We start from the raw sequence: 14,141 nt of genomic DNA, 5'->3' as shown, positions 1-14,141 counted from the left end.
CGGCCCATGAAGACCGCGACTGCTGCCGTTGTCCAGGACCTCGCGCCGAGCGGCGTGCTTCGGGCCTCCATCAACCTGGGGAACCCGGTACTGGCCCAGGGCACGCCCGCCGAGCCGACCGGCGTCACCGTCGACATCGCGCGCGAGATCGGTGCCCGGCTCGGCGTGCCGGTGGAACTGCTCTGCTTCGACGCGGCCCGGAAGTCGTACCAGGCGATGGCCGAGGGACACGCCGATCTCTGCTTCCTGGCCGTCGACCCCGCCCGTGAGGCCGAGGTCGCCTTCACCACGCCGTATGTACTCATCGAAGGTGTGTTTGTGGTGCCCGGCGACTCGGAGCTCACCACGGCCGCCGATGTCGACCGGCCCGGCGTGCGGATCGGGGTGAAGGAAGGATCCGCCTACGACCTCTTCCTCTCCCGCACCCTCCGGCACGCGAGCGTCGTGCGCGGGAAGGACGGGATCGACGAGTTCCGCGCCCAGGGCCTGGAGGCCGCCGCCGGTATCAGGCAGCCCATGGCCGAATTCGTGGCGGCCGAGCCTGGATTCCGGCTGGTCGACGGCAGGTTCATGGAGATCGGGCAGGCGGTCGGCACCACCAGGACCCGCCGGCCGGAGACCGTCGCCTACCTCCGGGACGTCGTGGAGGAGTTGAAGGCCGACGGCTTCGTCGCCGAGGCCCTGCGGCGCGCGGGTCGGTCCGACGACCTGGTCGCTCCGCCCGGATAGACACGGCTCTGTGAGGGGCCGGTGAACGTCAATGCTATGAATCCCCTCACTCCGGGAAACCGGCTGGGAAGGGAACCAGGCGCATTGTTACGTGAGTTGGCGAATCTCCCGAGGGATCCGGCTGCACCGGCTCCCGCGGCCGGAGTAGGCTTCCTTGATCGTTCGAGGGGGCAGGGAAGGCGGTGCGTGGGTGAGCTCGGGAGGGCTGGAGCTACCCCCCGGTGACACGGGTCACGAGGGGGGAGACTCCGCCGAGGTCCCGCCAGGAGCGGTCTCGCTCGCGCGGCCGATGGAGATCGGGGCGGAACTGGACTGGGGCGCGGACGCCTGGAGTGAGGTGCGCACACGTGCCCAGCGGGCCGGGCGCGCCTACATCTGGCTGAATCTGGTCGAACAGCGGCTGCGGGCGGTGGTGGCCGCCGTGCTGCGTCCCATCTACGAGCCGGTGCACGGCGACGACTGGGTCGTCGCCGCGGCCGGCCCCGCCGGCCAGGAATGGGTGCAGCGCGCCGTCGCGGTCCGGGAGGTCTCCCGCCGCAAGGGCTATCTGCTGGACCCGGCCGACGACAACGTCCTGTCCTTCCTCACGCTGCCGCAGCTGCGCGAGCTGATGGTCCAGCACTGGCCCTGCTTCGAGCCGTACTTCGACGACCGGCGCGATGTCGAGCTGGCGCTCGACGAGCTGGAGGTCGCCAGGAACGTCGTCTCCCGCAACCGAGCGCTCAACGAGGCCGTGCTCGCCCAGGCCGAGCGCGCCTCGTCCCGGCTGCTGGAGATACTCGGCAACGGCGCCGGGGTCCCCTCCGCGGAGCGGCTCCGCGTCGACGCGGTCGAGGACCTGGTCGGCGACCGGTACGCGGACGTCGTCTCCGTCCATCCCGACCGCGTCAGGCTCCAGCGCCAGCTGCCCGCGGAGGACCTCTTCGGCGGCGCGCGCCGCCTTGACGCGATCGGCATAGGACTGAACCTGCTGGTCCAGAACTTCTCCGGCCGAAGGCTCGTCCGCCTGGCCGAGTCGGGCTGCCGGGTCCGGCTGCTCTTCCTGAACCCGGCGAGCAGCGCCGTCAAGCGCCGTGAGCGCGAACTCGGCCTGAAGAAGGGCGAGCTGAGCCGCACGGTGGAGATGAACATCCTCCACATGCGGCGCGTCCGGTCCAGGCTGCGGGATCCGGGCGCCTTCGAGATCCAGGTCTTCGACGAGACCCCCCGCTTCACCGCCTACCTCGTCGACGGCGACGGGCCGGACGGCCTCGCCGTCGTCCAGTCCTACCTCCGCCGGGCCCGCGGCATGGAGGCCCCCGTGCTGGTGCTGCGGGGCGGCGGGCGTTCGGTCGTGCGCTCCGGACAGGACACCGAGACCGGGCTTTTCCAGATATATCGCGAGGAGTTCGAGTCGGTCTGGACCGATTCGCGCCCGGTGTCCTGAGTGCCCCGGTCCGAACCGGCTGTCAGTGGTCCGTGCGAGAGTGGTCGTCAACTGGGGGAAGCACCACCGCACCACACAGAAGGGGGCACCCATGTCCTGGCACCGCGAGCTTCTCGTCGGCTTCGATCTGGAGACGACGGGGACCGATCCGCTCGACGCGCGCATCGTCACCGCGGCCGTCGTCGAGCTGCGGGCCGGCGAGCCGGTGCGGAGCCACGGCTGGATGGCCGACCCGGGGATAAGCATTCCGGCGCAGGCGTCCGCGATCCACGGCATCAGCAACGAGCGGGCGGCCGCGGAGGGCCGGCCCGCGCGCGAGGTGGTCGAGGAGATCGCCGGCACGCTGACCGCCCACTGGCGGCAGGGCGTCCCGGTCGTCGCGTACAACGCCGCCTTCGATCTGACGCTGCTGGCCGCCGAGTTGCGGCGGCACGGCCTGCCCTCGCTCGGTGAGCGGCTGGACGGCCGCCCGATCGGCCCCGTCATCGATCCGTACACGATCGACCGGGCGGTCGACCGCTACCGCAAGGGCAAGCGCACTCTCGAAGCGGTCTGCGTCGAATACGGCGTGGTGCTCGGCAGCGCGCACCACGCCGACGCCGATGCCCGCGCGGCGGTCCTGGTGGCCTGCGCGATAGCCGAGCGGCACGCCACGGTGGCCTCGCTCACCGTGGCGGAGCTGCACGAACGGCAGGTCGACTGGTACGCGCAGTGGGCGGTCGACTTCCAGAGCTTCCTGCGCCGCAAGGGCACCGCCGACGCGGTGATCGACACCTCCTGGCCGATGCGGGAGCCGGCGCCGGTCGTCGGCTAGAAGGGGTACCAGCGCACTTCGGGGTCGTTGTCGCGCAGGGAGGCGACCCGGCGGCGGAATTCGGCCAGTGCCTTGGGGTTGGCCGGTGCGTGCTGGGCCACCCAGGCGCAGCTGGCCGTCTCGCGGGCGCCGCGCAGGACGGCGCAGCCGTCCCACTCCCGCACGTCCCAGCCGTAGGTGCCGGTGAACGCGTCGTACGCCTCGGCGGGCAGGCCGTAGCGGTCGCGGGACAGGGCCATGACCACCAGGTCGTGTTCGCGCAGGTCCGACGAGACGGTCTCGAGGTCGACCAGGACCGGGCCGTCCGGGCCCACAAGGACGTTGCGCGGGAGCGCGTCGCCGTGGATCGGACCCGGCGTGAGGTGCGGGGTGAGACCGGCCGCGGCGGCTTCGAAACCGTCGCGGCGCTCCCGCAGATAGGCGGCGTCGGCCGGATCGATCGCGTCGCCCGCCAGCCGCAGCCACCGTTCGACACCGCCGAGGAGCTCCCGGCGGGGCAGGCCGAAGGAAGGGGCGGGGAGCGCGTGGAAGAGGCGCAGCAGTTCCGCGAGGTCGGCCGGCCCCGCCGGCCGTACGGCGTCGGGAAGGCGGTGCCACACCGTCACCGGGTGGCCGTCGACCAGCCTCGCCACCGGCTCGGCGGCCCGTACCGCAGGCACCCCGGCGCTCTCCAGCCAGCCGGCGACCGCGAGTTCCCGCTCGGCCCGCGGCAGCGTCTCGGCGTCCCGGCCGACCTTCACCACGGTCCGGTCCGCCGCGAACACGGCGTTCTCACCGAGCGCCAGCAAGGCCGCGCCCGCCGGGAAACCGGCTGCCGTCAGCACCTCGCGTGCCCGTGTCTCGTCCATCGTCCTCTCCCAGCACCGTCGTGAATCCGACAAAGTCTCGCATCCGTGCAGGTCGCCTTGACGAACCGACGGCCCGTCAGCACGATGACGAGGGCCGCCGGGGCGGCCGGACAATCCATGACCAGCCGCCCGAAGGAGTCGAATACGTGATATCGGCGACCGCAACGGCGCGGTCCGGGAGGAAGACGGCCCGGAGCACCGGGAGAGCGGTGGACCACGGGGCCTGGTTCCTCGTCCTGCCCGCGCTGATCCCCATCCTGGTGCTGAGCGTGGGACCGCTGCTCTACGGCATCTCGCTGGCCTTCACCGACGCCCAGGCCGGGCGCACCGAACCCACCGAGTGGATCGGCACGCTCAACTTCCAGGACCTGCTCCACGACACACTCTTCTGGGAGTCGTTCAGGATCGGCCTGCTGTGGGCGGTCGGGGTGACCGTCCCGCAGTTCCTGCTCGCGCTCGGTCTCGCCCTGCTGCTCGACCAGCGGCTGCGGCTGCGCTGGCTCGCCCGGGCGCTGGCGATCGTCCCGTGGGCGATGCCCGAGGTCGTGGTCGGCATCATGTGGCGGCTCGTCTACAACCCGGACGCGGGCATCCTCAACGAGACCCTCCGGGACCTGGGCCTGGGCGGCGGACAGGACTGGCTCACCGGCCTCGCCACCGCCCTGCCGGCGGTCGTGGTCGTCGGGATCTGGGCCGGAATGCCGCAGACCACCGTCGCCCTGCTCGCCGGACTGCAGAACACCCCGCACGAACTGCACGAGGCGGCCGCCCTCGACGGCGCGGGCGCCTGGCGCCGGTTCCGCACCGTCACCTGGCCGGCGATCAGGCCGGTCGCGCTCGCCGTCACCGCCCTGAACTTCATCTGGAACTTCAACGCCTTCGCGCTGGTGTACGTGCTCACGAGCGGCGGGCCCGGCGGCCGGACCCGGCTGCCCATGCTGTTCGCCTACGAACAGGCGTTCCGCTACGGCCAGTTCGGGTACGCGGCGGCCATGGGCTGCGTCATGGTCGCGCTCATCTCGGTGATGCTCGCCTTCTACCTGGTGGGACGGCTCAAGGGAGGCGAGGACGCATGACGGCTCTGCGTACCGGCAGGGCGGGACGCGCCGGACAGTACGCCGCGCTCCTCGGCTATCTGGTCTTCCTCGCCTTCCCGTTCCTGTGGCTGATCTCCACGGCGTTCAAGCCGCCGCGCGAGCTGGGGTCGCTGCACCCCACGTGGATCCCGGTGAACCCGACCCTGGCGAACTTCCGGCAGGCCTTCGAGGAGCAGCCGCTGCTCCAGGCCGCCGGCAACAGCCTGGTCGCGGCCCTCGCCGCCGCGCTGATCGCGGTGGTGATCGCGACCCCCATGGCGTACACGATGGCCCGCCACCGCGGCAGGCTCACGACGGCGGCGACAGGCTGGGTCGTGGTCAGCCAGGCCTTCCCGTTCGTCCTGGTGATCATTCCGCTCTTCCTGGTCCTGAAGAACCTCCAGTTGATCAACACCCTGTCCGGCCTGATCATGGTGTACGTCGTCTGGTCGCTGCCGTTCGCGCTGTGGATGCTCGTCGGCTATGTACGGGCGGTACCACGCGAGTTGGAGGAGGCGGCGGCGGTCGACGGCGCTGGCCGGCTCCGTACGCTGGTGTCGGTCACCGCGCCGCTGCTGGCGCCGGGCATCGTCGCCACCGCGCTGTTCGCGTTCATCACCGCCTGGAACGAGTTCTTCTTCGCGCTCGTCCTGCTCAAGACGCCGGAGAAGCAGACCCTGCCGGTGGTGCTGACCCACTTCCTCGGCGCGGAGGGCGTCGCCGACCTCGGGCCGCTCGCCGCGGCCGCGTTCCTCGCGACGATCCCCTCGCTCGTCATCTTCGCGATCATCCAGAAGCGGATCACGGGCGGCATGCTGGCCGGGGCGGTGAAGAGCTGATGAGCACACGGAAACCACGGGGCCGGCTGCTCGCGGCCGCCGCCGCACTCACCCTGCTGATGACGGGCTGCTCGGACGGCCCGGCCCGCGACGACGGCACCATCAGACTCCGCTTCCAGTCGCTGGCCTGGCAGAAGGAGTCCGTCGACGCCAACAAGGAACTGGTGAAGGAGTGGAACGCCGCCCACCCCGACGTCCAGATCGAGTACGTCCAGGGCAGCTGGGACAGCGTCCACGACCAGTTGCTGACCTCCTTCGAGGGCGGTGAGGCGCCCGACATCATCCATGACGCCTCCGACGACCTCGCCGACTTCGCGTACGGGGGCTATCTCGCGGACCTGACCGAGCTGCTGCCCGAGCGCCTGAGGGCCGACATCCCGCGGCAGAGCTGGGAGACCACGACATTCGGCGACGGCGTGTACGGCGTCCCGTTCCTCCAGGAACCGCGGGTGCTGATCGCCAACACCGAGATCCTCGAATCGTCCGGGGTCCGGGTCCCCACGGCCGACAAGCCCTGGAGCTGGGAGGAGTTCCGTCAGGTCACGAAGGACCTGACGAAGAAGATGGGCAAGGGGAAGTACGCCGTCGCCTGGCCGCTCAAGGAGCCCGTGTCCGTCACGCTCAACCTGGGACTGTCCGCGGGCGGCAGGCTGTTCCACCGGGGGCAGGACGGCAAGGTCACCATCGACTTCAGGGACGGCGACGGCATCGTGCCCGGCACGATCCACGACCAGGTCAACGTCGACAAGAGCGCCTCACGCAGCACGCTGGGCATGGGCGGGTCGGACACCCTGCCCGGCTTCTTCGGCGGCAAGTACGCGATGGTGCCGCTGGGCTTCTCGTACCGGCAGCAGATCGCCCAGCAGGCACCGGAAGGCTTCAGGTGGACGGTCCTGCCCGCGCCCGCCGGGCCGGGCGGGCCCGCCCAGGGAGTCAGCCCGCAGACGCTCTCCGTCGCGCAGGACAGCGCGCACAAGAAGGAGGCGGCGCAGTTCATCGACTTCATGCTGCGCCCGCAGAACATGGTGCGGCTGGCCAAGGGCGACTGGATGCTGCCGACGGGCACACAGGCCCTTGAGGACCCGGCCCTGCACACGGAGAAGGACGGCTGGGCGACCGGCGCGGATCTCGCCCGGCATCTGCGGTCGGCCCCGGCCCAGTCGGTGCGCGGGTACCCGGAGTGGAAGGACAAGGTGGCGACGCCCGCGTACCAGGAGTTCTACAGCGGCGCGATCGACGAGCAGGAGCTGAAGGAGCGGCTGGCGAAGGACGGGAACCTGGTGCTGGCCCGGTACCAGCGCTGAGGCCGTTGCCTCACGGCGGTTCGGAACACGGCTCCGGCCCGGCGTTCGGCGCGGTCGCGGCGGACGGCGCGGCGACCGGTAGGTGGTCGCCGCGCCGGTCGGGGCGGTGCGGGAGGGTCAGGAGGCGGTGCAGGCGCCCAGGGTGGGCGCGTTCCAGTTGCCGTTGGTCATGACGGTGAAGCCGAAGCTCGTGGAGCTGCCGGCCGCCAGGTTGCCGTTGCCGTTCGGCCTCATGGTCATCACGTTGCCGCTGCTGTCCCAGGTCGGGGTGCCGTTCCAGGTGGTCACGATGTCCTGGGCGGAGGCGACGGTCACGTTCACGGACCAGTTGGTGATCGGCGAACTCCCGGCCGTCACCGTGACCTGACCGTTGAAGCGGTCACCCCAGGCGGCTGTCTGCTGGTAGGAGACCGAGCAGGTGGCTCCACCGGGAGTGCCCGGACCGGGAGTGCCTCCGGAGCCGCCCAGCGCGGCCAGCACCGAGTGGTACGCCGGCTTCTTGGTGTAGTTGCCGTCGAAGAGCAGCGGGGTGCCGCTCGCGCGCCACGAGTACTTGTCGGTGATGCCCCACACCGTGATGCCGGTGCAGCGGGTGACGGCCAGACAGGCGTTGACGGCGCGGCTGTAGCTGTCGGCCTGCGAGGAACCGGAGCCCTCGATGTCCAGCTCGGTTATCTGCACGTCGACGCCGAGGTCGGCGAAGCGCTTGAGGTTGGCCTGGTAGTCACCGGGCACCGGGGAGGCGCTGTTGAAGTGGGACTGGAAGCCGACGCAGTCGATCGGGACACCGCGCTGCTTGAAGTCCTTGACCATGTTGTAGACGGCATTGCTCTTCGCGTTCTGGCCGTCGGTGTTGTAGTCGTTGTAGCAGAGCTTCGCCGCGGGGTCGGCGGCGCGGGCCGTGCGGAACGCCTCCTCGATGAAGCCGTTGCCCAGCTTGTCCTGGAAGGGCGAGCTGCGCCGGGCGCCGCTGCTGCCGTCCTGGAACGCCTCGTTCACCACGTCCCAGGAGTGGATCTTGCCGCGGTAGTGCTGCATCACCTGGGTGATGTGGTTGTTCATCGCGGAACGCAGCTCGGTCGCGTTCAGCGACCCCACCCAGCTCGGCAGCTGGGAGTGCCAGACCAGTGTGTGGCCGCGGACCTTCATGTTCCGGCTCTGGGCGTGGCTGACGATCTGGTCGGCGGGGCCGTAGCTGAAGGAGTTGCGGGACTTCTCCAGCGCGTCCCACTTCATTTCGTTCTCCGGCGTCACCGAGTTGAACTCGGTGTTCAGGGTGGAGACGTAGGGCGACTCACCCAGGTGGTTGGCGGCCACGGCCGTGCCGAAATACCGGCCCTTCTCCGCCGCGGAGGCGCCGAGCGTGCTCGCTGCGTACGCGGTGCCTTCCAGGGCGACGGTGCCGGCGGCTGCCATGACGGCCGCCGCTCCCATCACAAGTGCCGTGCGGGCACGTCGGCGTGCGGATCTGCTGATCACTGCGACCTCTTCTGCCAGAGACCGGGCGGTGAACGGGAATGCCGCCCGGGCAAGGTGGATGGACCTGTCGTGGTGCCTTGCGTCCGCCTCGAGGCTCTGATTCCGCCTCGGCGGGAGGTGCGATCGCTGGAGAGTATGCGAGGGTCCTGATTCGCCGTCAACAGAAAATTTCTCGAAACTTCTCGAAACATTCAACTGGCTCAAAAGGCTTCGCGTGCCCTATGAGGTGCATTGATGCTGGCCATTAGGGAAAAGGGGGTGTGTGAGGGTGGCTGGATCGTATGCATTCCGGCTGGCTTAGAGATTCAGTGCTCGAATGTTTCGGAATTCAAATCCAGGTTGCACGAGACGTCTCGTCTCGCCTACTGTGTCCGCATGACCGAACCCCAGCGTGCTCACATCGCCATGTTCTCCATCGCGGCCCCCGGGCATGTGAACCCGAGCCTGGAAGTGATCCGGGAACTCGTCGCCCGCGGCCACCGCGTCAGCTACGCGATCCCCGAGTCGTACGCCGACCGGATCGCGGAGACGGGGGCGAAGCCTGTCGTCTACCGCTCCACACTCCCCACCGAGGAGGAGCCCGAGGCCTGGGGCACCGATCTGATCGACAACATCGAGCCCTTCCTGAACGACGCCGTCCAGGTACTGCCGCAACTTGCCGAGGCGTTCGAGGGTGACGAGCCGGATCTCGTCCTCCACGACATCACCTCCTACCCGGCGATCGTCCTCGCCCACCGCTGGGGCGTGCCCGCCGTCTCCCTCTCGCCCAACCTCGTCGCCTGGGAGGGATACGAGGAGGAGGTCGCCGAACCGATGACCGCGGAGCTCAGGGCGTCCGAGCGCGGCAAGGCGTACTACGCGCGCTTCACCGGCTGGCTCGCGGAGAACGGGATCACCACGCACCCCGACCGGTTCGTCGGCCGGCCGCGCCGCAGCATCGTGCTCATCCCCCGGGCGCTCCAGCCGAACGCCGACCGGGTGGACGAGTCGGTGTACTCCTTCGTGGGCGCGTGCCAGGGCGACCGTGCGAGCGAGGGGGAGTGGAAGCGCCCCGCGGACGCGGAGAAGGTCCTCCTCGTCTCCCTCGGCTCGTCCTTCACCGATCAACCCGCCTTCTACCGCGAGTGCGTGAAGGCCTTCGGGGACCTGCCCGGCTGGCACCTGGTGCTCCAGATCGGCCGGTACGTGGACGAGTCCGAACTCGGCGAGCTGCCCCGCAACGTGGAAGTCCACTCCTGGGTACCGCAGTTGTCGGTCCTGCGGCAGGCGGACGCGTTCATCACCCACGCCGGCGCGGGCGGCAGCCAGGAGGGCCTGGCCACCGGCACCCCGATGGTGGCGGTGCCGCAGGCGGTCGACCAGTTCGGCAACGCCGACATGCTGGTGGGACTGGGAGTGGCGCGACGCGTCGCGACCGAGGCGCCCGCGGCCGAATTGCGCGAGGCGGTGCTGTCGCTGACCTCCGACCCGGACGTCGCGGCGCGGCTCGCGTCGATCCGTGCGGAGATGGCGGGGGAGGGCGGCACGCGACGGGCGGCGGACCTGATCGAGGCGGAGCTGCGCGGGGCGGTGCGGTAGCCGGGGTGGCTGCGCGGAGCTTCTCCCTTCCCCGGGGCGGGGACGAGCCCGCCGCAGGCGACCCGCCCCCGCCCACCTCAGACGTGGACCGGGTCCGTCCCCCGCGCGTCGTCCGCCCGGTCGCCTTCAGGTGTCGGCGGCTCGTCGTGGGTCATGTCCGGGAGCCGGCGGAGCCACTTCGGGAAGTACCAGTTCCGCTCGCCCAACAGCGCCATGATCGCGGGCAGCAGCACCCCGCGGATGACCGTCGCGTCGATCAGCACCGCCGCCGCGAGGCCGACGCCCATCTGCTTCATCGACTGCATGGACAGCGTTCCGAAGATCGCGAAGACCGCGACCATGATGACCGCCGCGCTCGTCACCACGCCCGCCGTCGTCACCACGCCGTGCGCGATCGCCTCGCGGGTGTCGCGGCCCTTGGCCCTCGCCTCGCGGATCCGTGACACCACGAAGACGTGGTAGTCCATCGAGAGCCCGAAAAGGATCACGAACAGGAACAGCGGCAGCCACGCGATGATCGCGCCGACGCCTTCCGCGCCGACCAGCGACGCGCCCCAGCCGTGCTGGAAGACGGCGGTCAGGATGCCGTACGCCGCGCCCACCGACAGCAGGTTGAGGACGATCGAGGTGACCGCGATCGTCAGGGAGCGGAACGACAGCAGCATCAGGACGAAGGCGAAGAGGACGACGAAGGCGAACACGGGCGCGATCGCCCCGGTCAGCTGGTCGTTGAAGTCCTTCGAGCCGGCGACCTGGCCGGTGATCGGCGCCTCGACGCCGTCGACCTTGCCGAGGGTCGCGGGCCGCACCTCGTCCCGCAGCTTCTCAAGGCTCTTCTCCGCCCGGTCCTGGTCGGATCCGCCGACCAGGGGGACGGACACGAAGGCGACGTTCTGCGCCTTGTGGGTGACGACCTCCACCGGTCCCTCGGACGCGCCGGAGCGGACGGCCTGCTCCTGGAAGCCGGCGATGGCCTGCCGTACCTGTACGGAGTCGATGTCGTCCGCCTTGACGACGACCTGCGCCGGGTCGGCGCCGCCCGGGAACGCCTCGTTGATCCGCTCGTACGTCGCCACGATGGGCACCGAGTCGCCGAACTCCTGGTCCAGGGTGAAGTTCTGGGTCTTCATGCCGAGGGCGGGGAGCGCGATCGCCACCAGCGCGCCGGCGGCGACGATCAGGGACACCAGCGGCCGCTCGAGCACTCCGCCGAGCACCCGGCTCCACACCCGGCTCTCACCGCTGTGCGCGCCGGCGGCCCGCTTGCGGCGGTTGAGGAAGGGCAGCCGCCCCTTCTCCACCCGCTCGCCCAGCAGGGAGAGCAGCGCGGGCAGCACGGTGACCGAGCCGATCATCGCCACCGCCACCACGATCAGCGAGGCGAGTCCCATCGACTCGAACTCCCCGATGCCGGTGAAGAGCATGCCCGCCATGGCCACGCACACCGTCACACCCGACACGACGACGGCCCGGCCGCTGGTGGCCGCCGCGATCATGATGGCGGTGCGGCCGTCGCGGCCGGCGGCCCGCTCCTCGCGTTCGCGCCGCAGGTAGAACAGGCAGTAGTCGACGCCGACGGCGAGACCGACGAGCAGCATCACGGAGTTGGCCGTCTCGCTCATCGGCATCACATGGCTGACGACGCCCATCAGGCCCATCGTCGCCATGATCGCGGTGATGGCGAGCAGCACCGGCAGCAGTGCGGCGACCAGCGCCCCGAAGGCGATCAGAAGGATGCCCAGCGCGACGGGCACGGCGGAGAACTCGGCCCGTCGGAAGTCGTCGCCGAACGCCTCGTCGAACGTCTTGCCCATGCTGGCGCTGCCGAGTTCCTCGACCCGCAGGTCCGGGTGCCGGTCCTGGACGTCCGCGACGGCCTTCAGTACGGGGTCGATCCGCTCGCTCGCGGTCTCGGGGTCGCCGCGCACGTCGAACTGCACCAGGGCGCTGCGGCCGTCCCTCGAGATGCTCTTCGTCTCGTAGGGCGACGTCACGGCCGTGACCTCACGCGTTCCCTCGACGGCCCGTACGACGTCGTCGACGGCCTTGCGGAACGCAGGGTCGTCCGCCTTGGCCGACCCGTTCCTGGCCTGGACGAGCACGCTCTCCGAGGCGGGCTCCTCGATGCCGGCCTGCTCGGTGATGCGTGCGGCCTGTGTGGTCTCGCCGGACAGTTGCTCGCTGTCCTTGAGTTCGACGGTGCCCGCGGCTGAGCCCGCCACCATGGCGAGCAGCACGAACAGTACCCAGATCCCCACGGCGGCCCAGCGGTGCCGGGCGCTCCAGCCGCCCGCCCGCGCGGCGATACCGCGCGGACCACTTCCTGCTCTCCCCATGACAGGCAAGTCCCCTCGTTGTGCGAGTGCGTTCGTCCGGTGAATGTGTGAGCGAATGTGTAAATGGCGTGCGGGAATGCCCATATCCGTGATCTGCGCGTGAGGCGGGTGTGTGCGGAATCTGCGCAAAGGCCCGGCGCCCAACTCGAAGCTATGGGCGTCTTCAGGTCGTCTCGTCCTGCCGGACGGTGAGTTGGGGCGGGTGCCTTCTCCTCCTCCGGGACGGTGCGCATCCCTGACGAGAACGATGGAAGCCCCTTACAACTAAGGCTCTTTGAAGGCCCGGTCCGACTTGAGAGGGCATGGCCGATTTCTTATTACGAAACCTTGTTGACTGAGTCACAGCTGCATGAAGGCCTTGATCTGGGCGCGTCAATCGGTCAGGGTTTCGAGCCAGCCCCCGGAGATCTTCCGTCCGCGGGGCGATCCCCCCACAAAAATGATGACGAGGAGACCCCTCTTCATGGCAACTCACAAGCGCGCGAGCAGGATCAAGCTCACCGCCGCCATAACCGCCGTGGCCGCCGCAGCAGGCGTCACGCTTCTCAACACGTCCTTCGCCGGGGCGGCCGCTCCGGCCGAAGGCAAGATCTACGGTGCGAACGCCGAAGGCGCCGTCGCCGGCAGCTACATCGTCATGCTGGACGAGAAGGCCGACAAGAAGGGCCTGGCCAAGGAGTACGGCGGCAAGCTGCAGCGCAACTACAGCTCCGCCATCAACGGCTTCTCCGCCAGCGGTCTGACCGAGACGGAGGCCAAGCGCCTCGCCGCCGACCCGGCCGTCGCCAAGGTCGTCCAGAACAAGAAGTTCACCATCAACGCCACCCAGGACAACCCGCCGTCCTGGGGTCTCGACCGGGTCGACCAGGCCGACACGGCCGGGGACAGCAAGTTCAACTACCCGGACAGCGCCGGTGAAGGCGTGACCGCGTACGTCATCGACACCGGGGTCCGGATCTCCCACAAGGACTTCGAGGGCCGCGCCACCCACGGCTTCGACGCCGTGGACAACGACGACTCCGCCGACGACGGCAACGGCCACGGCACGCACGTGGCGGGCACCATCGCCGGCGCGGCGCACGGTGTCGCCAAGAAGGCGAAGATCGTCGCCGTCCGGGTGCTCGACGACAACGGCTCCGGCACCACCGAGCAGGTCGTCGCGGGCATCGACTGGGTCACCCAGAACCACCAGGGCCCGTCCGTCGCCAACATGAGTCTCGGCGGCGGCGCCGACGAGGCCCTCGACGAGGCGGTCCGCAAGGCCATCGCGGCCGGTGTAACCTTCGGCGTCGCGGCCGGCAACGAGTCCTCCGACGCGGGCCAGGGCTCGCCGTCGCGGGTGAAGGAGGCCATCACGGTCGCCTCCTCCACCAAGGAGGACACCCAGTCGGACTTCTCCAACTTCGGTGAGGTCGTGGACATCTACGCCCCCGGCTCCGACATCACCTCGTCGTGGAACGACAGCGACGAGGGCACCAAGACCATCTCCGGCACGTCGATGGCGACCCCGCACGTCATCGGTGCCGCGGCGGTCTACCTCGCGGGCCACCAGGACGCGACCCCGGAGCAGGTCGCCACGGCTCTCACCGAGGGCGCCACGGCGGACAAGATCACCAACCCGAGCGCGGGCACGGCCAACAAGCTGCTGAAGGTCGTCGAGTGACCGACGGCCCACGTCGCTGAACCGGCGGTCGCCGTGCCCTCCCCCACGG

At 70.0% G+C, this 14,141-nt stretch carries 11 protein-coding genes; 8 read left to right on the top strand and 3 right to left on the bottom strand.

The annotated features are described in order from the left end of the window. Nucleotides 1–6 precede the first annotated feature (6 nt). The 3 genes from ACIPJI_RS24375 to ACIPJI_RS24365 all read left to right on the top strand — a co-directional run bounded on the left by ACIPJI_RS24375 (nt 7) and on the right by ACIPJI_RS24365 (nt 2,969). On the top strand, nt 7–729 hold the full coding sequence (locus ACIPJI_RS24375; protein ID WP_402248804.1) for a transporter substrate-binding domain-containing protein: 723 nt from the start codon (nt 7–9) through the stop codon (nt 727–729). A 190-nt stretch (nt 730–919) separates the two neighbouring features. After that, nucleotides 920–2,155, top strand: coding sequence for an SAV2148 family HEPN domain-containing protein (locus ACIPJI_RS24370; RefSeq protein WP_307708970.1), 1,236 nt, complete (start codon nt 920–922; stop codon nt 2,153–2,155). A 91-nt stretch (nt 2,156–2,246) separates the two neighbouring features. Continuing rightward, on the top strand, nt 2,247–2,969 hold the full coding sequence (locus tag ACIPJI_RS24365; RefSeq protein ID WP_307708971.1) for a 3'-5' exonuclease: 723 nt from the start codon (nt 2,247–2,249) through the stop codon (nt 2,967–2,969). Here ACIPJI_RS24365 and ACIPJI_RS24360 read toward each other — a convergent pair. After that, nucleotides 2,966–3,817 carry a phosphotransferase enzyme family protein gene (locus tag ACIPJI_RS24360; protein ID WP_402248802.1) on the bottom strand — a complete coding sequence of 284 codons (852 nt, stop codon included), beginning with the start codon at nt 3,815–3,817 and terminating at the stop codon, nt 2,966–2,968. The genes ACIPJI_RS24365 and ACIPJI_RS24360 overlap by 4 nt on opposite strands. A gap of 146 nt (nt 3,818–3,963) precedes the next feature. On the opposite strand from ACIPJI_RS24360, the gene ACIPJI_RS24355 reads away from it, so the two are divergent. The 3 genes from ACIPJI_RS24355 to ACIPJI_RS24345 are packed head-to-tail and all read left to right on the top strand — an operon-like array spanning nt 3,964 to nt 7,036. Next, the gene (locus ACIPJI_RS24355) at nt 3,964–4,893 is read left to right on the top strand and encodes a carbohydrate ABC transporter permease (protein WP_402248801.1); all 930 of its coding nucleotides are present in this window, start codon (nt 3,964–3,966) and stop codon (nt 4,891–4,893) included. Further along, nucleotides 4,890–5,732, top strand: a complete 843-nt coding sequence (locus tag ACIPJI_RS24350; protein ID WP_356622080.1) for a carbohydrate ABC transporter permease — start codon at nt 4,890–4,892, stop codon at nt 5,730–5,732. Before ACIPJI_RS24355 ends, ACIPJI_RS24350 begins: the two co-directional genes overlap by 4 nt. Next, complete coding sequence (locus tag ACIPJI_RS24345) at nt 5,732–7,036, top strand: extracellular solute-binding protein (protein WP_402248799.1); 1,305 nt, start codon at nt 5,732–5,734, stop codon at nt 7,034–7,036. The genes ACIPJI_RS24350 and ACIPJI_RS24345 overlap by 1 nt, the downstream gene beginning before the upstream one ends. 117 nt (nt 7,037–7,153) lie before the next feature. Here the strand turns inward: ACIPJI_RS24345 and ACIPJI_RS24340 are convergent, their stop codons facing one another. Next, nucleotides 7,154–8,512: an endo-1,4-beta-xylanase gene (locus ACIPJI_RS24340; protein WP_402249153.1), complete on the bottom strand. Its 1,359-nt coding sequence runs from the start codon at nt 8,510–8,512 to the stop codon at nt 7,154–7,156. A 378-nt stretch (nt 8,513–8,890) separates the two neighbouring features. Between ACIPJI_RS24340 and mgt the strand changes: the two genes are divergently transcribed. After that, entirely contained in the window at nt 8,891–10,093 is a 1,203-nt protein-coding gene (mgt, locus tag ACIPJI_RS24335; RefSeq protein WP_402248797.1) for a macrolide-inactivating glycosyltransferase, read from the top strand. Between the two features lie 77 nt (nt 10,094–10,170). Here the strand turns inward: mgt and ACIPJI_RS24330 are convergent, their stop codons facing one another. Then, complete coding sequence (locus ACIPJI_RS24330; RefSeq protein ID WP_402248795.1) at nt 10,171–12,429, bottom strand: MMPL family transporter; 2,259 nt, start codon at nt 12,427–12,429, stop codon at nt 10,171–10,173. Between the two features lie 463 nt (nt 12,430–12,892). Between ACIPJI_RS24330 and ACIPJI_RS24325 the strand changes: the two genes are divergently transcribed. Then, nucleotides 12,893–14,092: a S8 family peptidase gene (locus tag ACIPJI_RS24325; RefSeq protein ID WP_307708978.1), complete on the top strand. Its 1,200-nt coding sequence runs from the start codon at nt 12,893–12,895 to the stop codon at nt 14,090–14,092. The last annotated feature ends 49 nt before the right edge of the window (nt 14,093–14,141 follow it).

Origin of the sequence: Streptomyces sp. NPDC086835, assembly GCF_044745705.1 — a bacterium.
Classification (GTDB): domain Bacteria; phylum Actinomycetota; class Actinomycetes; order Streptomycetales; family Streptomycetaceae; genus Streptomyces.
The sequence above is the reverse complement of the archived record's forward strand: the minus strand, read 5'-3'. Positions and strand labels throughout refer to the sequence as shown.

Bases quoted from the DNA above. Each gene is read 5' to 3' on its own strand.
- ACIPJI_RS24330 (WP_402248795.1), bottom strand. From the start codon at position 12,429: ATGGGGAGAGCAGGAAGTGGTCCGCGCGGTATCGCCGCGCGGGCGGGC.
- ACIPJI_RS24360 (WP_402248802.1), bottom strand. From the start codon at position 3,817: ATGGACGAGACACGGGCACGCGAGGTGCTGACGGCAGCCGGTTTCCCG.
- ACIPJI_RS24345 (WP_402248799.1), top strand. From the start codon at position 5,732: ATGAGCACACGGAAACCACGGGGCCGGCTGCTCGCGGCCGCCGCCGCA.
- ACIPJI_RS24350 (WP_356622080.1), top strand. From the start codon at position 4,890: ATGACGGCTCTGCGTACCGGCAGGGCGGGACGCGCCGGACAGTACGCC.
- mgt (WP_402248797.1), top strand. From the start codon at position 8,891: ATGACCGAACCCCAGCGTGCTCACATCGCCATGTTCTCCATCGCGGCC.
- ACIPJI_RS24365 (WP_307708971.1), top strand. From the start codon at position 2,247: ATGTCCTGGCACCGCGAGCTTCTCGTCGGCTTCGATCTGGAGACGACG.
- ACIPJI_RS24325 (WP_307708978.1), top strand. From the start codon at position 12,893: ATGGCAACTCACAAGCGCGCGAGCAGGATCAAGCTCACCGCCGCCATA.
- ACIPJI_RS24375 (WP_402248804.1), top strand. From the start codon at position 7: ATGAAGACCGCGACTGCTGCCGTTGTCCAGGACCTCGCGCCGAGCGGC.